The organism is Blastococcus capsensis (assembly GCF_030165005.1).
Taxonomy (GTDB): domain Bacteria; phylum Actinomycetota; class Actinomycetes; order Mycobacteriales; family Geodermatophilaceae; genus Blastococcus; species Blastococcus capsensis.
On record NZ_JASNNW010000004.1, the window covers coordinates 108,128 to 125,695 of the forward strand.

At 73.0% G+C, this 17,568-nt stretch carries 19 protein-coding genes and 1 riboswitch; of the genes, 12 read left to right on the forward strand and 7 right to left on the reverse strand.

Features of this window, described 5'->3' with window-relative positions:
* Positions 1-11: 11 nt before the first annotated feature.
* Positions 12-299, reverse strand: coding sequence for an Lrp/AsnC family transcriptional regulator (locus QOZ86_RS05305; protein WP_284490919.1), 288 nt, complete (start codon positions 297-299; stop codon positions 12-14).
* Positions 296-2,077 carry a DEDD exonuclease domain-containing protein gene (locus QOZ86_RS05310; RefSeq protein WP_284490920.1) on the reverse strand — a complete coding sequence of 594 codons (1,782 nt, stop codon included), beginning with the start codon at positions 2,075-2,077 and terminating at the stop codon, positions 296-298. Before QOZ86_RS05310 ends, QOZ86_RS05305 begins: the two co-directional genes overlap by 4 nt.
* A gap of 93 nt (positions 2,078-2,170) precedes the next feature.
* On the opposite strand from QOZ86_RS05310, the gene QOZ86_RS05315 reads away from it, so the two are divergent.
* The 5 genes from QOZ86_RS05315 to QOZ86_RS05335 all read left to right on the forward strand — a co-directional run bounded on the left by QOZ86_RS05315 (position 2,171) and on the right by QOZ86_RS05335 (position 7,042).
* The gene (locus QOZ86_RS05315) at positions 2,171-2,428 is read left to right on the forward strand and encodes a M15 family metallopeptidase (protein ID WP_284490921.1); all 258 of its coding nucleotides are present in this window, start codon (positions 2,171-2,173) and stop codon (positions 2,426-2,428) included.
* Positions 2,429-2,510: 82 nt separating this feature from the next.
* Positions 2,511-2,831 (forward strand): hypothetical protein, encoded by a 321-nt coding sequence (locus QOZ86_RS05320; protein ID WP_348637947.1) that lies wholly within the window; start codon positions 2,511-2,513, stop codon positions 2,829-2,831.
* Between the two features lie 182 nt (positions 2,832-3,013).
* Positions 3,014-3,192: riboswitch (cyclic di-AMP (ydaO/yuaA leader) on the forward strand.
* Positions 3,193-3,232: 40 nt separating this feature from the next.
* Complete coding sequence (locus tag QOZ86_RS05325; protein WP_284490922.1) at positions 3,233-4,294, forward strand: C40 family peptidase; 1,062 nt, start codon at positions 3,233-3,235, stop codon at positions 4,292-4,294.
* Positions 4,295-4,643: 349 nt separating this feature from the next.
* Positions 4,644-5,909, forward strand: a complete 1,266-nt coding sequence (locus QOZ86_RS05330) for a M48 family metallopeptidase (RefSeq protein ID WP_284490923.1) — start codon at positions 4,644-4,646, stop codon at positions 5,907-5,909.
* Positions 5,906-7,042, forward strand: coding sequence for a glycosyltransferase family 4 protein (locus QOZ86_RS05335; protein WP_284490924.1), 1,137 nt, complete (start codon positions 5,906-5,908; stop codon positions 7,040-7,042). The genes QOZ86_RS05330 and QOZ86_RS05335 overlap by 4 nt, the downstream gene beginning before the upstream one ends.
* Positions 7,043-7,115: 73 nt before the next feature.
* Here QOZ86_RS05335 and QOZ86_RS05340 read toward each other — a convergent pair whose 3' ends face one another.
* Entirely contained in the window at positions 7,116-8,909 is a 1,794-nt protein-coding gene (locus QOZ86_RS05340) for an AMP-dependent synthetase/ligase (protein WP_284490925.1), read from the reverse strand.
* Positions 8,910-9,065: 156 nt separating this feature from the next.
* Between QOZ86_RS05340 and QOZ86_RS05345 the strand changes: the two genes are divergently transcribed.
* The 6 genes from QOZ86_RS05345 to QOZ86_RS05370 all read left to right on the forward strand — a co-directional run bounded on the left by QOZ86_RS05345 (position 9,066) and on the right by QOZ86_RS05370 (position 13,122).
* Complete coding sequence (locus tag QOZ86_RS05345; protein ID WP_284490926.1) at positions 9,066-9,497, forward strand: SRPBCC family protein; 432 nt, start codon at positions 9,066-9,068, stop codon at positions 9,495-9,497.
* 5 nt (positions 9,498-9,502) lie between these two features.
* Positions 9,503-10,651, forward strand: coding sequence for an ArsA family ATPase (locus QOZ86_RS05350; RefSeq protein WP_284490927.1), 1,149 nt, complete (start codon positions 9,503-9,505; stop codon positions 10,649-10,651).
* Positions 10,648-10,968 carry a hypothetical protein gene (locus QOZ86_RS05355; protein ID WP_284490928.1) on the forward strand — a complete coding sequence of 107 codons (321 nt, stop codon included), beginning with the start codon at positions 10,648-10,650 and terminating at the stop codon, positions 10,966-10,968. Before QOZ86_RS05350 ends, QOZ86_RS05355 begins: the two co-directional genes overlap by 4 nt.
* A complete protein-coding gene (locus tag QOZ86_RS05360; protein WP_284490929.1) occupies positions 10,965-11,954 on the forward strand; it encodes an ROK family glucokinase in 990 nt (329 codons plus the stop codon). Before QOZ86_RS05355 ends, QOZ86_RS05360 begins: the two co-directional genes overlap by 4 nt.
* A gap of 273 nt (positions 11,955-12,227) precedes the next feature.
* The gene (locus QOZ86_RS05365) at positions 12,228-12,407 is read left to right on the forward strand and encodes a hypothetical protein (RefSeq protein ID WP_284490930.1); all 180 of its coding nucleotides are present in this window, start codon (positions 12,228-12,230) and stop codon (positions 12,405-12,407) included.
* On the forward strand, positions 12,400-13,122 hold the full coding sequence (locus QOZ86_RS05370; protein WP_284490931.1) for a hypothetical protein: 723 nt from the start codon (positions 12,400-12,402) through the stop codon (positions 13,120-13,122). Before QOZ86_RS05365 ends, QOZ86_RS05370 begins: the two co-directional genes overlap by 8 nt.
* Before the next feature lie 116 nt (positions 13,123-13,238).
* Here QOZ86_RS05370 and QOZ86_RS05375 read toward each other — a convergent pair whose 3' ends face one another.
* The 3 genes from QOZ86_RS05375 to QOZ86_RS05385 form a co-directional block, all read right to left on the reverse strand.
* Positions 13,239-14,489, reverse strand: a complete 1,251-nt coding sequence (locus QOZ86_RS05375; protein WP_284490932.1) for an ornithine cyclodeaminase, nickel-pincer nucleotide-dependent — start codon at positions 14,487-14,489, stop codon at positions 13,239-13,241.
* Positions 14,490-14,569: 80 nt separating this feature from the next.
* The gene (locus tag QOZ86_RS05380; RefSeq protein ID WP_284490933.1) at positions 14,570-15,253 is read right to left on the reverse strand and encodes a DUF308 domain-containing protein; all 684 of its coding nucleotides are present in this window, start codon (positions 15,251-15,253) and stop codon (positions 14,570-14,572) included.
* Positions 15,250-16,068, reverse strand: coding sequence for an alpha/beta hydrolase (locus QOZ86_RS05385; protein ID WP_284490934.1), 819 nt, complete (start codon positions 16,066-16,068; stop codon positions 15,250-15,252). Before QOZ86_RS05385 ends, QOZ86_RS05380 begins: the two co-directional genes overlap by 4 nt.
* A gap of 110 nt (positions 16,069-16,178) precedes the next feature.
* Here QOZ86_RS05385 and QOZ86_RS05390 point away from each other — a divergent pair, with 110 nt between their 5' ends.
* Positions 16,179-16,940, forward strand: a complete 762-nt coding sequence (locus tag QOZ86_RS05390; protein ID WP_284490935.1) for a lysophospholipid acyltransferase family protein — start codon at positions 16,179-16,181, stop codon at positions 16,938-16,940.
* Between the two features lie 33 nt (positions 16,941-16,973).
* Here the strand turns inward: QOZ86_RS05390 and QOZ86_RS05395 are convergent, their stop codons facing one another.
* Positions 16,974-17,561 (reverse strand): TetR/AcrR family transcriptional regulator, encoded by a 588-nt coding sequence (locus tag QOZ86_RS05395; RefSeq protein ID WP_284490936.1) that lies wholly within the window; start codon positions 17,559-17,561, stop codon positions 16,974-16,976.
* Between the last annotated feature and the right edge of the window lie 7 nt (positions 17,562-17,568).

Here is a 17,568-nt window from a genome sequence, read left to right on the forward strand (position 1 = left end):
GGGGTCCCGCTTCAGTCGGCGCTGTCGAAGCCGATGGAGAAGGCGGCCTCCAGGTCGTGCCGCGAGTAGGCGCGGAAGGCGATGTGCGTGTCGGTGTCGACGACGCCGGGGACCTTGTTGATGCGGCCGGCGATCACCTCGGCGACCTGCTCGAACTCGCGGACCCGGACGATGGCGATCAGATCGGCATCGCCAGCGACGGAGTAGACCTCGCTGACCCCGTCGAGCTCGGCGACGGCCTGTGCGACCTCCGCGATCGAGTCGGTGCTGGCGTCGATCATCACGATGGCGGTGATCACGCCGGGGATGCTATCCGTTCCGGGCGGGCGCGGGTGCCCAGCGACCGGCCGTCGGCGAACGGGTCGCGGGCGTCGCGGCCGCTCTCCACGCGCGCGAGGAAGCCGCTGTAGGCGCCGGTACCGGGCGCGGGACTGGCCAGCGTCCCGGTGAGCTGCACGAGCCGGGTGCCCGGCTTCTCCAGCCAGCGCAGCACGAGCTCGGTCTCGTCCACCGACGTGGTCCGTTCGCCGTCCGCCCCGGCCACCGTCTCCGCCGTCGCGAGCAGGACCGGGAGGACGCTCCGCACCGTGGTTCCCCGGGGGGCGTTGCCGGCGGCCGCCAGCCGTCCCAGCCGGATGACCGACAGCTGCCAGCCGTCGTCGCCGTCGGGACGGGCCAGCACCAGCTCCGGCACGGCGGCCAGGGACGCCAGCCGCTGCCGCCGCCGCACAGCGCGGACGAGCACCGCGATCCGGTCGCGCAGCACGGCGGCGTCCTCGTACCGTTCCTCGCCGGCGAGCCGGTCCACCCGTGCGATCAGCGGGGCGAGCAGCGGCTGCGGGTCGGAGGTGACCGCGGCGGCGAAGACGCCGGCGACGTCGGCGTAATCCAGCACCGACTGGGCGCCGGTGCACGGGGCACCGCAGCGCCCCATGCCGGCCAGCGCGCAGGCGCTGATCGGGACGCGGGGGGACAGTCGCGCGGTGCACTGCCGCAACGGCAGGGCCTCGTGCACGGCTGACACGGCCGCATCGGCCGCCCGACGGTCGGGGAACGGTCCCAGGAACACCCCTGCGTCGGGTCGTACCCGCCGCACGACCGACAGCCGGGGGAAGGGCTCCTCGGTGAGCCGGACCCACAGGGCCCGTTCCGGGAACCGGGAGCGGCGGTTGTACCGGGGTTTGTGCTCGGCGATCAGCCGGAGCTCGCGGACGGCCGCCTCGAGGGCGTGCGCGCAGGGGATGGTGTCCACCCGCTGGGCCAGGGCGACCATCTCGGTGATCCGGCTCCGCTGCTCCCCGGAGGTGAAGTAGCTGCGGACCCGGCTGCGCAGGTCGGTGGAGGTGCCGACGTAGAGGGGCTCGTCGCGGGGCCCGCGGAAGAGGTAGACGCCGGGGCCGTGGGGGACGCCGTCGGCCAGGTGCCGCTTGCGCCGGCGCTCGGGGTCGACCTGACGGGTCAGCCCGGTGAGCTCCTCGAGCGTGGTGACCCCGAGGGGGCCGAGCCGCTCGAAGAGCCCGTGCAGCACGTCGACGGTGGCACGGGCGTCGTCGAGCGCACGGTGGGTCGGCGAGGTGGTGGCGGAGAAGTACGGGGCGAGCGTGGCGAGCTTGCAGTTGGGAACCTCGTCACGGCTGAGCAGCCGGCGGGCGAGGACGGCGGTGTCCACCGACGCCGACGCCGGCCAGGCGAGGCCGTTCTTCGCACAGGCGGCCTTGAGGAAACCCAGGTCGAACGGGGCGTTGTGCGCGACCAGCACCGCGCCGCCCGCGAACTCGAGGAAGGACGGCAGGACCGAACCGATGCGCGGCGCCGCCGCGACCATCGTGGAGGTGATCCCGGTGAGCACGCTGATGTACGACGGGATCTCGTGGCCCGGGTCGACCAGTGTCTGGAACTCGCCGAGCACCTGGCCGCCGCGCACCTTGACCGCACCGATCTCGGTGATCGCGCTGTCCTTGGGCGAGCCGCCCGTGGTCTCCAGGTCGACGACGACGAAGGTGACCTGCGCGAGCGGGGTGCCGACCTCCTCGATGGTGACCTGCTGGTAGCGCGGCGATGCGGTGGAGGGTGGCACGGGTCGGACGCTAGGTCGGGGTGCTGACAGTCGGGGGGACGCGCGCCGCCGGGGCCGGCGGCCGACGGCCCCCGACCGGGCGCCCACATCTGCATGACCGACTCCTACCGCACCTACGCCAGCCAGGTGCGGTCGTACGGGGACAAGCCGGCGCTCACGGCGGTGCCGGGGACCAGCAACCACGGCTGGGGACTGGCGGTGGACCTCTGCGGCGGGATCCAGACGTTCGGCACACCACAGCACGCCTGGATGGTGGCCAACGCCGGCCGGTTCGGATTCCTGCATCCGACCTGGGCCGATCCCGGCAACGGCCGCGAGGAGCCGTGGCACCGGGAGTATGCCAGCGGTTGAGCGGGCCGGGTGCCGGCGGCTGCGGCGGAATTGTCGGTGCCTCCTCCTACCGTGCGGAACGAGTCACGGAGGAGAAGAAACGATGCTCATCGACTGCGACACCTGCACCGCCCGGGGGACCGGCTGCGCCGACTGCGTGGTCACCGTCCTGCTCGGGGCCCCACCCGGATGGCAGGGGGTCGATCCGGTCGTGGTGCCGATGACCGGGCGCCCCGGTGGTCCTGTACCGGTCACCGCCGAGGACGTCGTGCTCCCGCCACCGGGCGTGGTGGTGGAGTTCGACGACGTGGAGCGCCGGGCCGTCCGGGCGCTCGCCGACGGTGGCCTCGTGCCGCCGCTCCGGCACCGGGAGGACGTCGACGGGCCGGGGCACGAGGGCGCACGCGGCCGACGCACGGGCTGATGCCGAGGGCGCCCGGTGCCCATCGCTCTACACCAGGAATGCCGTAGTACGAGGCAGGCGCGCCGTGTCGCCCGGGTTGTGCGTCACATCCGCATCGTGCTTCCCAGTTGTCACAGCAACGTCACGGTCGCTAGGGTCCCCTCCGTTCGGCCGGGTGGTCGTCATCCGTCAGGGATGGCCTCGTCCGGACACCGCCTAATCACCGAGAGCGCGCAGGACCGGCGCCCGAGGTGTACCGGGGACCCACCGCACTTCTGGGGTGAGTTCTCCTGCGCACCGGTTCGCCGGCGCGCAGGGGATAGGGCCAGTCTTCCCAGCCCGAACCCGTCAGCTAACTCGGTCGGCGGTAGCTGAGGAAGAACGGAGAGCCGCCGCTCGTGGCGACCCCACACGCACCACAGATGCACGTCCGCGAACAGCTCCACACCGATCGCCAGGTGGCCTCCACGCGTGGTCGCCGCTTCGGGCCGCTGCGCTCCGGTCTCCTGATCAGCGCCGTCGCTGCCGTGACCGTGACCTTGCTGCCGGCCACAGCGTCCGCCGTCCCCGACGAGGCGAGGACCGCCGACCAGGCGGCCGCCCGGGTGGCCGAGGCAAGCCACGAGCTCGAGGTCGTCTCCGAGCAGCTCAACGATGCGCGCGTCCTCCTCGCCGAGCACCAGGCCGCGGCGACGACCGCCGGCGAGGCCGTCGTCGCCGCGGAGGTTCAGCTCGCTGCCCTCGACGGGCAGATCCGCCGGCTGGCCCGCAGCGCCTACACCGGCAGCGGCATGTCACAGCTCGACCTCCTCCTGACCAGTGACTCGTCCGACGAGCTGGTGTCCTCCCTGAGCACCCTCGAAGCGATCGCGGAGCACACCGACGAGGTGCTCACCGAGGTGGAGCAGGCGTCCGAGGAGGCCGCCGGGTCGCGGGAGACGGCGGCCGCCGCCACCGCCGAGGCGCGGCGCGTCGTCGACGAGATCGCTGCCAAGCAGCAGGAACTCGAGCGCAACGTCGCCGACTACCAGCGGCAGTACGACGCGCTCACCGTCCAGCAGCAGCAGGAGGTGGCCCGCGCACACGGGGGCGAGAGCCTTCCGGCGCCCAGTGGCGTGACCGCCCCCAGCTCCGCGGCGCAGGCGGCCGTCGACACCGCGCTCGCGCAGCTCGGCGACCCGTACGTCTGGGGAGCCGGCGGGCCGAACGCCTTCGACTGCTCCGGGCTCACGTCCTACGCGTACGCCGCGGCCGGCGTGATGCTGCCGCACTCGAGCCGCGCCCAGTCGCAGATGGGCGTCCCGGTCTCGCGCAGCGAGCTGCAGCCGGGTGACCTGCTGTTCTTCTACAGCCCGGTCAGCCACGTCGCGATGTACATCGGCAACGGTCAGATGGTGCACGCCTCCACCTCCGGCCAGCCGGTGAAGGTGGCCAGCGTGGATGCGATGGGCAGTTTCAACAGCGCCCGCCGGATCGCCGGCTGAAAAACACCCCCTGCCCCCCACCGCTCGCAGGCTCGCGGCGGGCCCCTGCAGGGGGCCGCATCGCAGCGAGCGCCAGCGAGCGAGGAGCGGACCGGGGTGTGGAAGCCGGCAGGTGTGATCGCCGGCTGACAGCCGCGGGACCCGCCAGGGCCGGTGGCCTCTTCGGAGGTCACCGGCCCTCGTCGTCGCGACGGATCGGGAGGACGTCATCCGTCATCCCCCGGCGGGGCCAGCATCGACGACCTCGGGCCTCTGCTCGTGGAGGCGTGGGCCGGCGGCACCCCGGCATCCCGGGGAACGACAGCCGACCGATCCGGGGCCGTCGGCCGGCGCATCTAGGATCGGCCGGGTGAACGCTCGCCGGGCCGCCCTGGTGGCCGCGGCCGTCCTCGGTCTCGCCGTCGTCGTGGTGATCGTCGTGCGGACGCCGTGGAACGTCCTCCCGGAGCCGCCGGGCGGGTACACCGAACCGGACCCCACCGCCGGGCTGGGCGCGGACCGGATCGAGCGCGCGGAGGCCTTCGCCGCCGCGCTCCGGCCGGCATCCCTCGTGTCGATCGTGCTGGGGCTGGTGGTCTCGGCGGTCCTCGGGCTCACCCCGCTGGGTGGGCGGCTGGTGCGGGCCGTGGCGGCTCCGCTGGGCGGCCGATGGTCCACCCAGGTGCTGGTGGGGGTCCCCGTACTGGTCGCCATCGGCCGGCTGGTCACGTTGCCGGTGTCGGTCTACGCGGAGACCGTCCGGCATCGGTACGGCCTCTCCACCCGCGGCTGGGGACTCTGGGTGCGTGATGTCGCGGTCTCCGTGGCCATCGGCGCGGTGCTGACGACGTTCGTGGTCCTGATGTTCCTGTGGCTGGTCCGCCGGGCCCCGCGCACCTGGTGGGCTTGGGCGGGCGGCGTGGCCGCGGCCCTGGTGGTGATCGGCTCGTTCCTCTACCCGGTGGTGATCGAGCCCGCGTTCAACCGGTTCGAGTCACTCCCGGCCGGCGAGCTGCGCAGCGACCTGCTCCTCCTGGCGGAGGAGAACGGCACGCCGGTCCAGGACGTCCTGGTCTCCGACGCCTCCCGGCGGACCACGGCGCTGAACGCCTACGTCTCCGGCTTCGGCTCCACGCGACGGATCGTCGTCTACGACACGGTCCTCGCCGAGCTGCCGGACGAGGAGATCGAGGCGATCGTGGCGCACGAGCTGGGGCACGTGGCCACCGACGACGTCCTGACCGGGACCCTGATGGGCGCGCTCGGCGCAGCGGCGGCCGTCGCACTGCTCGGCTGGCTGCTCACCTCGACGCCGCTGCTGCGCGGGGCCGGCGCCGACTCGCCCGGCGATCCGCGGGTGGTGCCCCTGTTGCTGCTCCTGGTGAGCGTGGGCGGGCTCTTGGCCGCCCCCGTGCAGAACCTGGTGTCCCGGCAGATCGAGGCGCGGGCCGACCTGCGCGCGCTGGAGCTGACCGGCGACGCGGAGGCGTTCATCGGCATGCAGCGACGGCTGGCGGCGACCAACCTGGGTGACCCCGATCCGCCGGCGGCCTGGCACTGGTACTTCGCCAGCCATCCCACCGCCGCGCACCGGATCGCCATGGCCGAGGACTGGCAGCGGCTGGAGGGGCCGTGACCCGCACCCTCGTGGTCACGAACGACTTCCCGCCGCGGCAGGGCGGCATCCAGACGTTCGTCGCGGCGCTCCTCGAGCGCCGTCCGCCGGACTCCCTGGTGGTGCTGGCGTCGGACTCACCGGGATCCGCCGAGCACGACGCAGGCCTGCCGTACCGCGTGGTGCGCCGGCCCACCGGGATGCTGCTGCCCACGCGCGCGACCGCCCGGGCGGCTGTCGAGCTGGTGGACCGGTTCGGCTGCGACACCGCGTTCTTCGGCGCGGCCGCGCCGCTCGGCCTGCTGGCCCCGCGGCTGCGGGCGGCCGGCGTCCGGTGTCTCGTCGGAGCCACCCACGGCCACGAGACCGGGTGGGTGGCCCTGCCGGGGAGCCGGCAGCTGATGCAGCGGATCGCCTCCGAGCTCGACGTGCTGACCTACATCAGCGAGTACACCCGCGACCGGCTGGCGCCGGCGCTGGGGGAGCACACCCGGCTCGCCCAGCTCTCGCCCGGCGTCGACGTCGACCGGTTCACCCCGGACGTCGACGGCGACGGCGTGCGCGGCCGGTACGGGCTGGGTAAGGCCCCGGTCGTCGTCTGCGTCTCCCGGCTGGTGGCGCGGAAGGGGCAGGACGTGCTCGTCGCCGGCTGGGCGCAGGTGCTGGCCCGGCACCCCGGCGCCCGGCTGCTCCTGGTCGGTGGCGGTCCCGCGGAGGCGTCCCTGCGCCGCGCGGTGGCCGCCCGTGGGCTGCGCGACTCCGTCGTCCTCACCGGGCCGGTGAGCCACGAGGAGCTGCCGCAGCACTACGCGGCCGGCGACGTCTTCGCCATGCCCTGCCGGACCCGCCGCGGAGGGCTGGACGTCGAGGGCCTCGGGATGGTGTTCCTCGAGGCGGCGGCCTGCGGGCGTCCGGTCGTCGCCGGCACCTCGGGCGGGGCACCCGAGGCGGTCCAGGACGGCGTCACCGGGCACGTCGTCGACCCGCGGTCACCGGCTGCGGTGGCGGACGCGCTGAGCGGGTTGCTGAGCGAGCCGGAGCGCGCCCGTGCGATGGGCATGGCCGGGCGCGCCTGGGTGGAGGCGCGCTGGTCCTGGGCCACCATCGCGGCGAACTTCGCGGGTCTGCTCGAGCCCGGCCGCGACCAGGCATAGGAACCAATACCTACGTCTGCAGGCCTCCCGACGTAGGTATTGGTTCCTATGCCTGCTGGTACGGAGTCGGCGCTCAGCGCGCGTACAGCGCCTCGACCTCGGAGCCGAACTCCTTCATGACGACGTTCCGCTTGAGCTTCAGGCTCGGCGTCAGCATCCCGTTGTCCTCGGTGAAATCGGTGCCCAGCACCGTGAAGGTCTTGATCGCCTCGGCCTGGGACACGGCCTTGTTGGCCTCCTTCACCGCGGCGTCGAGCTCGGCGAGCACCTCGGGGTCCTCGCGCAGCTGCGCAGGCGTGAGGCCGGCGTCCTTGCCCTTGGACTCCAGCCACTGCGGGAGCGCCTCCTCGTCGAGGGTGACCAGCGCCGCGATGAACGGGCGCTGATCCCCGACGACGATGCACTGGCTGACCAGGCGGTGGGCCCGGATCCGGTCCTCGAGCACCGCGGGGGCGACGTTCTTGCCGCCCGACGTCACCAGGATCTCCTTCTTCCGGCCGGTGATCTTCAGGAAGCCGTCGGCGTCCAGCTCACCGATGTCGCCGGTGTGGAAGAAGCCCTCGGAGTCGATGGCCTCCTTCGTCGCGTCCTCGTTGCGCCAGTAGCCGCGCATGACGATGCCGCCCTTGATGAGCACCTCGCCGTCCTCGGCGATCCGGAACTCCACGCCGGGCAGCGGGCGCCCGACGGTGCCGATGCGCAGTGCCTCGTCGTGGTTGACCGACGCGGCGGCGGTGGTCTCGGTCAGGCCGTAGCCCTCGAAGACGGTGACGCCGATGCCCCGGTAGAAGTGGCCGAGCCGCTCGCCGAGGGGGGCGCCGCCGGAGATGGCGCCCTGGCAGCGGCCACCGAGCGCCGCACGGAGCTTGCCGTAGACGAGCTTGTCGAAGAGGGCGTGCTGAGCGCGCAGCGCCAACCCGGGACCGCCGGTGTCCTGGGCACGGGACCACTCGATGGCCACCTGGGCCGCTCTGTCGAAGATCTTGCCCTTGCCGTCGCCCTCCGCCTTGGCCTTGGCGGAGTTGTAGACCTTCTCGAAGACGCGGGGGACGGCGAGGACGAAGGAGGGCTTGAACGCCCCGAGGTCCTCGACCAGGTTCTTCACGTCCGGCGTGTGCCCGATGACGGTGCGGTTCTTGACGGCGCCGACCTGCAGGACGCGGGCCAGCACGTGTGCCAGCGGGATGAACAGCAGCAGGGAGCCCTGGACACCCATGAACCGGTCCAGCAGCGTGATGCCGTTGCCGATCTCGAACAGGAAGTTGGCGTGGGTCAGCTCGCAACCCTTGGGCCGACCGGTGGTGCCGCTGGTGTAGATCAGCGTCGCCACGCTCTCGGGGCCGAGCGTGGCGCGGCGGGCGTCCAGCTCGCTGTCGGGGACGTCCGCGCCGGCCGCCGTCAGCTGGTCGATCGCGCCGTCGTCGATGACGTGCACGGTCTTCAGCTCCGGCGCATGGTCGCGCACCGAGGCGATCGCCTCGGCGTGCTCGTCGCGCTCCACGACGGCGGCGGTGGCGCCGGAGTCGGCCAGGATCCAGGCGACCTGATCGGCACTGGAGGTCTCGTAGACGGGGACGACGACCGCGCCGGCGGTCCAGATGGCGAAGTCGAGGACCGTCCACTCGTACCGGGTCCTGGCCTGCAGCGCGACCCGGTCACCGGCGGCCACGCCGGACGCGATCAGCCCCTTGGCGACCCCGCGGACCTCCTCGCCGAACTGTCCCCAGGTGACGTCGGTCCACCGGCCGTCCACCTGGCGGCGCAGGCCGACCTCGTTGCCGTGCTGGGCGACGTTGGTGGTGAGCATGTCGGTCAGGGCCTCGTCGGCTCCGACCTGGTAGGTCGCTGGAACGCTGAACTCGCGCACGCTCGGTCCTCTCCTTCCCGCCGGCCGCCGGCACCGTCGCCCGCGGCCCCGGAACGGGAACGTCGGGCGTCAATCTAGCGGCTCGTGCTACCGGGCAGTAGCTCAGCGCTGTACCGAGGAGGGTCCACCGGACCCGGAGCGGATAGCCTGCTGCCCATGGCGGACCAGTCCACCCAGTCGATCGTCGTCGAGGCGCCTGCGGCCGAGGTCATGGCGGTGATCGCTGATTTCCCCGCGTACCCGCAGTGGGTCGCCGCCGCCAAGAAGGTCGAGGTCATCGAGACCGGTGCGGACGGCCGCGCCCGCCGGGTGCACTTCGTGCTCGACGCCGGAGCCGTCAAGGACGACTACGTCCTCGAGTACACCTGGGACGACGACCGCCGCGTCTCCTGGACCCTGGTCACCGGGCAGATGCAGAAGCGCCAGGAGGGCTCCTACACCCTGGTCGGGACCGGGGGGCGGACCGAGGTGACCTACTCGATCACCATCGACCTCTCCATCCCGATGCTGGGGATGATCAAGCGCAAGGCGGAGAAGGTCATCCTGGACACCGCGCTCAAGGAGCTCAAGAAGCGCGTCGAGGCCTGACCCGCGTGCGCACGCTGCTGGTCACCGGTCCCGGCGGTGCCGGGACGTCGACCGTGGCGGCGGCGGCCGCGGCCAGGTCCGCGCTCGAGGGACGCCGCACGGTGCTGCTCTCACGGCAGGACCTTGCGCTGCGCGGGCTCGACGCGGTGCCCAGGCTCCGTGCGCAGCGGGTGGGGGGCGGCCGCGCCGTCCAGGACCTGTGGGGGGCGCACGCCGACGCGCTGGGCGTTCTGCTGCCGCACCCGATCCTCCCGCCCGCCACCTCGGTGGTGCCCCTGCCGGGTGCCGACGCCCTCGCCCTGCTCGCTGCGCTCGGCACGGCCGATGCCGACGTGGTGGTGGTCGACGCCGGGCCGCTGCGCGACGGACTCGCGATGGCCGCACTTCCCGGAGACCTCCGCTGGTGGCTCGGCCAAGCCCTGCCCCCCACCGTGCGGGCGCTGACGGCGGTCCGGACGGCGGCCGTGGCGGCCGGCGGCGCCCGGCGCGGCCCGCTCGACGCCGTGCTGGACGTCGTCCCCGCGGCCGAGCGACTGCTGGCCGCCGACCGGCTGGCCGACCCGGCCACGACGGCGGTATGGCTGACCGCCGATGCCCGCGAGGCCGCGGTTCCCGCGCTCCGGAGGGCGGCGTCCGTGCTGGCGCTGCACGGGCTCCGCCCGGCGGCACTGGTCACCCGGGCGCTCCCCGCAGGCGGGACGGGGGAGTGGTGGATGCGCCGGGCCGCCGAGCAGGAGGCGGCGCTGGGCCGGCTCGCGGAGGTGGCTCCGCTGCACGTCGTTCCCGAACTGCCCGGCACGCCGTCGGACGTGACCGACGCGGTGGCGCTCCTCGGCGGGCTGCACCTCCCCGAGCGCGGTGGGCCGCCGCCGGCCACCCCGCAGCGGCAGCCGGGTGGGTGGCAGCTGACCGTGGCACTGCCCTTCGCCGACCGCACGGAGGTGGGCCTGACCCGGTGGGGCGACGACCTCGTGATCGGCGTGGGGGAGGATCGGCGTTCGCTGCGCCTGGACTCGTTGCTGCGCCGGTGCGAGGTGACGGGGGGCCGGATGGTCTCGCCCGGGACAGCCGACGCGCGGCTGGAGATCAGCTTCCGCCCGGATCCGCAGCAGTGGCCCGCCGACCTCCTGGCGGCCGAGGGGAGGAACACATGACCACCGGTGCCGACTGGCTCGACCAGGCCCGCCACCTGTTCGACGTCGTGCGCGCCGGCGCGGAGCCCCGCCCGGTGGCGGCCGAGGGGGACCACGGCGGCGACTGCCGCTGGTGCCCGGTCTGCCAGACGGCGGCGGTGCTGCGGGGCGAGCGCCCGGAGGTGACCGCGGCGCTGGCCGACGTCCTCGCGACGACGGCGGCCGCGCTGCGGACCTTCGCGGAGGGCCACGACGCGGCGCCCCCGGCCGATCCGGCGCCGGCGGAGGACGACGGGCCCGAGGAGCAGCCGGGCGTCCAGCGGATCGACATCGCGTGACCGAGCCGGATGTGACGGCGCTGCCGGCGCTCGGCATCGACATCGGCGGCACCAAGGTCGCGGGCGGGCTGGTCGCACCGGACGGCACCATCCTGGCCACCGCCCGCCGCGCCACGCCGGGCGCATCGGTGAGCGAGACCGAGGATGCCATCGCCGCCGTCGTCGATGAGCTGGCGAACGGGTATCCGGGAGAGCTGGTCGGGGTCGGCGTCGGCGCCGCCGGCTGGTTCGACCGCACCGGCGACACCGTGCTGTTCAGCCCGCACCTGGCCTGGCGGAACTCCACGCTGCGCAAGGACCTCGGCGCGCGGCTGCAGCGCCCGCTCTGGGTGGGGAACGACGCCGACGCCGCGGCCTGGGCGGAGTACCGCTACGGCGCCGCGCAGGGCGCCGATCTCGCCCTGATGGTCACGTTGGGCACGGGCATCGGGGGCGGCATCGTCCTCGACGGGCGCCTGCGCCGCGGCTCGCACGGCGTCGCGGGGGAGTGGGGGCACATGCGCGTGGTCCCCGACGGCCGGCTGTGCGCCTGCGGCAACCGCGGCTGCTGGGAGCAGTACGCCAGCGGGACCGCTCTGGGGCAGACGGCGCGCGAGGTGGCCCGCACGTCACCGGCCGCGGCGGCGCTGCTGCTGGAGCGGGTGGACTGCGAACCGGACCGGCTCACCGGAGAGCACGTGGCCCGCGCCGCCTACGACGGCGACCCGCTGGCGCTGGAACTGGTCACCGAGGTGGGCTACTGGCTCGGGCAGGGGATCGCCGACCTCGCCGCCGTGCTCGACCCCGAGGTCGTCGTGATCGGCGGTGGGGTGAGCGTGCTGGGCGAGATGGTGCTGCGCCCGGCCCGTGAGCGGCTGGAGCGCGCGCTCCCCGGCCGCGGATTCCGCCCCGGGCCGCGAGTGGTCGCCGCGGCGCTGGGTGCGCAGGCCGGGATCGTCGGCTCGGCCGACCTGGTGCGGAAGGCAGTCGCCGAGGGGGAGGCATAGTCAGTACTGCGGCCACCAATGTTCGCCCTGCCGATGCAGCGGGCGGTGGCTGGGTGTCCCTGAGCGACCCACTATGAGACACCGCTGGCTAGGAAGACGTCGGATAGCGCCGCCGGACCGGGCGCGACCGGACGGCTATCGCTTCCTGCCAGGCTGTATCACTCGATCTCGTGAGGACCGATGACTCTGCGAGGCAGTTTTGTCGGTGGGAGGCTGTAGACAACCGGTGTGCGTAAGTCGCGCAACGCTGTGGAGAACGTGTGGGAGGTCCAGATGTCGCCAGTCGTCACGGTGACGCGCGCTGAGCTTGAGGACCGCCGCCGCGCGCTCCTGGGTGAACTGGGGTTGTCCCTCGAGGAGTTCGAGGCCCTGGCGGACACCCGCACGCTGACCGGCCACGAGTTCGATGTGAAGGAAGAGCTGGACGAGATCGCTTTCCTGCTAGGTGAGTAGAGCCGGCGAGCCGGCGGACTCACTTGAGGCGGCGTCGGCCAAGTTCGCGACGGCGATCCAGGACACCCTTGACGGGGTGCTTCCGGGTGAGCGCGAGATCATCTCACGCCGAGCGCCGGACCTCGAGCGTTACGTCGTAGGGCCTCAGGGCCGAGAAGGGATCCCTCTTCTCGTCGGTGCCGAGCCGCTCGCCACGTTGAGTCTGTCGATGTACCTCAGCCTGGACAGAAGCGGCACCTTTTTGAAGACAGTGCGATCAGACATGGCTGTGAAGTCCACACTTGATCGCACGCCGCTGATCAGGCTCGACTACCGCGCTGATATGGGGAGGGCGCCCACCTCGCACTGGCAGGTTCACGCTGAGCGAGGTGCCTTCTCGCATCTGCTCGCCCGTGCGCATGCGGTCGACCCCGCCCGGGTCAGGAAGCCGCACGATCTATCGTCCCTGCACATTCCTGTGGGAGGCGAGCGGTTCCGTCCCTGCCTAGAGGACTTGTTGCAGTTCCTCGTCCAGGAGTGCGGCGTGGACAGCAAAGACGGCTGGCTCGATGTAGTGGAGCGCGGACGCAAGCTTTGGCGCCATCGCCAGCTCAGGGCCACCATTCGCGATGCGCAGGAGGAGACCGCAGACGTCCTCCGGGGTCTCGGATGGTCCGTCGAAGCCACGCCCAACGTGCAGTCGGACGAGTACACCCCGACGTTCGTCCGGTGGTAACGCGACTGGCAGTCTGCGCGCCGCGAGGCATGCCGGTCACGTGCGAGGAGAGCCTCGACTCGTGTTGCCCTTGAGCACCATCATGTCCTTCACGGCGAACGTCTCTGGACGCGGCACTACTCCTCCTGAGCCAGCTCGCGGGCCAGCTGCTCCAGGAACAGGCCGATGTCGGTGACGATGCCCATCGCCTGGGCGCTGCCCCGGTCGGCCAGCTTGGTCACCGTGGCGGGGTTGATGTCCACGCACACCAGCGGGATGGACGCCGGCAGCAGGTTCCCGGTCGCGATGGAGTGCAGCATGGTGGCGACCATGATCGCGAACCCGACGTCGTGCAGCTGGGCCCGCATCGCGCGCTGACCCTCGATGACGTCGGTGTGCACGTCGGGCAGCGGGCCGTCGTCGCGCACGGAGCCCACCAGCACGAACGGCTTGTCCGCCTCGACCATGGCGTGCATGACGCCGCCGGTGAGGACGCCGGAGTCGACGGCCGCCCGGATGGAGCCCGCCGCCCGGATGGTGTTGATCGCCCGGATGTGGTGCTCGTGGCCGTGCGGCACTCCCGATCCCTTCGCCAGGTCCACGCCCAGCGAGGTGCCGAACAACGCCGACTCGATGTCGTGGGTGGCCAGGGCGTTCCCGGCGAACAGGACGTCGACGTAGCCGGCGCGGACCAGGCGCACCATGGCGGGGGAGGCGCCGGTGTGCACCACCGCCGGGCCGCCGACCCACAGCACCCGCTTGCCGGCGGCCTTCACCTCGCGCATCCGCTCGGCGATCTGCCGGACCAGAAGAGCCTGGGGTTTCTCGCTGGACACCGCCGAGGACATGAAGCCGAAGTCGTCCTCGTCGCCCCGCGGCGGCGCCGGTGGCAGCTCGACCCGGACCCCGGCCGCACCGCACACCACGGCGTCGCCGGCGCGGACGTCGCTGACCGGGACCGTGCGCACGACGGCTCCCCCGCCCGCCTCGCCGGCCTCCTCGGTGACCACCAGGCCGCAGTCCATCTCGGGGTTGCCCACCCGCAGCCACTCCCGGTCGAACCGGACGAGGGTGTCCAGGTTCGTCGTGGAGTAGAAGTCGTCGGGGAAGACGCCGTCCGCCGGGGCCGGCCGGGTGGTGGCGTTGCCCGGATCGACGGGATTCGCACCGTGCACCTGGACGCGCATCAGGATGCGGTCCAGTCGCTCCGCTGCGTCGGCGCGGATCTCGATCCGCGCCGTCGACGCGTCCTCGTGCTCCCGCCCGAGGTCCAGGCTGGTGATCCGGTAGTCGCCGCCGTACTCCAGCACGTCGTCGAGCACCCGGGCCAGGATCCCGGTGTCCATGAGGTGGCCGGTCAGCGCGACCGTGGCGGTGTGCGGGCTCACCAGCCGCACGCTAGTGGAAGGAGGCCGTCCATCCCGCCCGTCGCGCGCTGGAGACGGTGCCGGCCCCCGTTCACGAGTCCCTAGACGACGGCGCCGTCGTCCCCGTCATCGGCCGACCGGTCGCCCATGCGCGACACGAGCAGGGCGACGCCACCGGCGATGACGACCACGCCGAGCACGAGGCCCGTGTCGGCCGACAGCCCCAGCACGCTCGGGGCCCCGACCAGCAGGATGCCCGCGACGACGAGCAGCACGGCGTAGAGAGCGGCGGGCGCGGGGACCGGGAGCGGCGGGGGCGGCGGGGGCTCGTAGTGCTCGTCGGGCCGGTCGAGGATCGGGATCTCGTGCGGCGCGGGCGGAGGGGTGTCGACCGGTGTGCCCGCGCCGGGCCCGGGACCGTGCTCGGCCTCGAATGCCGCGACGATCCGCCGCCACTCGGCGTCCTCGTCGACCGCGGGACGGCCGGCCTGGCGCACGACGCGTGGCTCGACGGGGTGCTCGTCGGCGTACTGGTCGACCAGCCCGCGCGCTTCGGCCCGGCGGGCCCGGTCGACGAACAGCCGGTCCGACGGCGGGCTGGGCAGGAACACCGACCGCGTGTAGGGCGCGACGTCGGCGGACGGCTCCAGGTAGGCGGCGATCCCGGCGGCCTCGAGGACGTCGAGCAGGTGCTCACCCACGCGCGGGTCCACGTCCCGCACCGGGCTCCACAGCGTCGCCCGGAGCCCGTTGTCACGGCGGCCGCGGCCGCTGCCGCCGGTCATCGGCGGTCCGCCGACGACGCGTCGGGCTCACCGGCCGGGACGCGCTCCCGGATCCACTCCGCGGACCGGGCGAAGACCAGCGGGGCGTCGTTGTCGAGGGTGGCCACGTGGTAGCTGTTCTCGAGCAGGACCCCGGTGGTGTCCGCGCTACCCACGCCGGCGAGCAGGATGGTGCTGTTGACCTGCTCCACCACGTGGTCCTCCGCGCTGTGGAAGACGATCACGGGTGCGGTGACCCGGCCCAGGTCCGCCCGCGTCGCGGCCCAGAGGCCGCGGAGCTGCATCATCGCCCGGGTGGGCAGTCTGTGGTAGGCGAGCTCGGTGACGCCGGGCTTCTTGATGTCGCTGGCGACCGGCGTCCAGCTGGGGGTGAGTCGGGCCAGCAGGGGCAGCAGCTTGGCGTCCAGCCGCTGGGTCAGCAGTGCCGGGTTCACCAGCAGCAGGCCGGCGACGTCGTCGGGCCGTACCTCCGCCAGCCGGGTGGCGAGCGTGCCACCCATCGACAGGCCTGCCACGAACACGCGGTCGCAGACGGCGGCGAGCTCGTCGAAGGCGCCTTCGACGGTCGCCGTCCACTGGTCGTGGGTGCTGGTGTTGCAGTCCTGCCAGCGGGTGCCGTGGCCGGGCAGCAACGGGCACCGCACCGCGAAGCCCTCGGCGGCCAGGGCCTCGCCCCAGGGCCGCATGCTCATCGGCGTCCCGGTGAACCCGTGCACCAGCAGAACCCCGGTGCGGCCCTCGGGCCCGGGCCCCGCCGGGAAGGAGAACGGCTCGCCACCGGCCATGACTCCGGCGGCAGGGGGCGGTCCGGGCACGTGGTCCTCCTCGGGTCCGGCGGGCCACGCCGGTGTCAGCTAGCTCACGGTGGTGACCCGATTGTGATTCGGGCCCCAGGATCCCTAGTCTGGCAGTCCCCGAGGGAGGCGTGTTGTTCTACTGGTTCCTCAAGTTCGTCGCGATCGGCCCCCCGGCGCGGGTCGTGTTCCGCCCGAAGGCGGAGGGAGTCGAGAACGTGCCCGCGACGGGCGCCGCGATCCTGGCGAGCAACCACCTGTCCGCGGCCGACTGGATCTTCGTGCCGCTGCAGCTCAAGCGGCGCGTCACGTTCCTGGCGAAAGCGGAGTACTTCACCGGCACGGGCGTGAAGGGCTTCCTGCAGCGGGCGTTCTTCACCGGTGCCGGCCAGGTCCCGATCGACCGGTCCAGCGCCTCGGCCGCCGAGGACGCCATCCAGACCGGCCTGCGCATCCTCCGGGACGGCAAGCTCCTCGGCATCTACCCCGAGGGCACCCGTTCGCCCGACGGCCGGCTGTACCGCGGCAAGATGGGCGTCGCCCGCATGGCGCTGGAGACCGGCGTGCCGGTCGTCCCGGTGGCGATGGTCTACAGCTCCCGGGCGCTGCCGTTCGGCAAGAAGATCACCCGGGTGCGGATCCGGGTCGGCAAGCCGCTGGACTTCAGCCGCTACGAGGGCCTGGCCGGCGACCGGTTCGTCGAGCGATCGGTCACCGACGAGATCATGTACGAGATCATGACGCTGTCGGGCCAGGAGTACGTCGACGTCTACGGCGCGACCGTGAAGAAGTCGATGGACGCCACCGGTGCCAGCGCGAACGAGGTCATCGCCGGCCTCCAGCCGCCGGCCGGGGAGGCCGCCGACCGCGCGCCCACCACGCTCGCCGGCTGACGCCCGCAGGGACTTCCTGCGCAGGAAGTCCCTTCAGCGCGTGACGAGCCGGTCGAGGACGTCCCGCAGCAGCTCCAGCAGCTCCGGGCGGCTCATCGCCGGTTCGAGGACCCACTGGGCCACCAGGTCCTCGGTGAAGGCGAACCAGGCCAGCACCAGCTGCCGCCGCAGCGCGTCGTCGGGGAGTTCCAGCGCGGTCAGTGCGACGTCCACCAGCCGGCCGCGGGTCTCCTCGTAGACGTCCGACACCCACGGGTCGCCGCCGCCGGCGCCGCGCACGAAGGCCAGGTGGCTCTCCCGGAACGTCTCCACCCAGCCGACGTAGCGGTCGAGCATCCCGGTGACCTGCTCCCCCGACGGCGTCTCGGGCTCGGGGAGGATGTGGGTCATCAGCAGATCGGCGGCGGCGCGGGTGACCGCGGTGTAGTACTCGCGCTTGGTCGCGAAGTAGTGGAACAGCAGGCTGCGGCTGATGCCGGCCCGGCGGGCCACCTCGTCGATGGTCAGCTCCTGCACCGGTGTGGTGGGCAGCAGCTCGAGCCCGATCTGCACCAGCTGCGCGCGCCGGTCGCCGGCAGAGCGGCGCAGGCGTCGATGGTCGGGGCGGGACGAGGCCGTCATGGGCGGG

Excerpts from the sequence above, each read along its gene's own strand:
- QOZ86_RS05315 (WP_284490921.1), top strand. The coding sequence starts at position 2,171 with ATGACCGACTCCTACCGCACCTACGCCAGCCAGGTGCGGTCGTACGGG.
- QOZ86_RS05320 (WP_348637947.1), top strand. The coding sequence starts at position 2,511 with ATGCTCATCGACTGCGACACCTGCACCGCCCGGGGGACCGGCTGCGCC.
- QOZ86_RS05325 (WP_284490922.1), top strand. The coding sequence starts at position 3,233 with ATGCACGTCCGCGAACAGCTCCACACCGATCGCCAGGTGGCCTCCACG.
- QOZ86_RS05345 (WP_284490926.1), top strand. The coding sequence starts at position 9,066 with ATGGCGGACCAGTCCACCCAGTCGATCGTCGTCGAGGCGCCTGCGGCC.
- QOZ86_RS05355 (WP_284490928.1), top strand. The coding sequence starts at position 10,648 with ATGACCACCGGTGCCGACTGGCTCGACCAGGCCCGCCACCTGTTCGAC.
- QOZ86_RS05365 (WP_284490930.1), top strand. The coding sequence starts at position 12,228 with ATGTCGCCAGTCGTCACGGTGACGCGCGCTGAGCTTGAGGACCGCCGC.
- QOZ86_RS05380 (WP_284490933.1), bottom strand. The coding sequence starts at position 15,253 with ATGACCGGCGGCAGCGGCCGCGGCCGCCGTGACAACGGGCTCCGGGCG.
- QOZ86_RS05395 (WP_284490936.1), bottom strand. The coding sequence starts at position 17,561 with ATGACGGCCTCGTCCCGCCCCGACCATCGACGCCTGCGCCGCTCTGCC.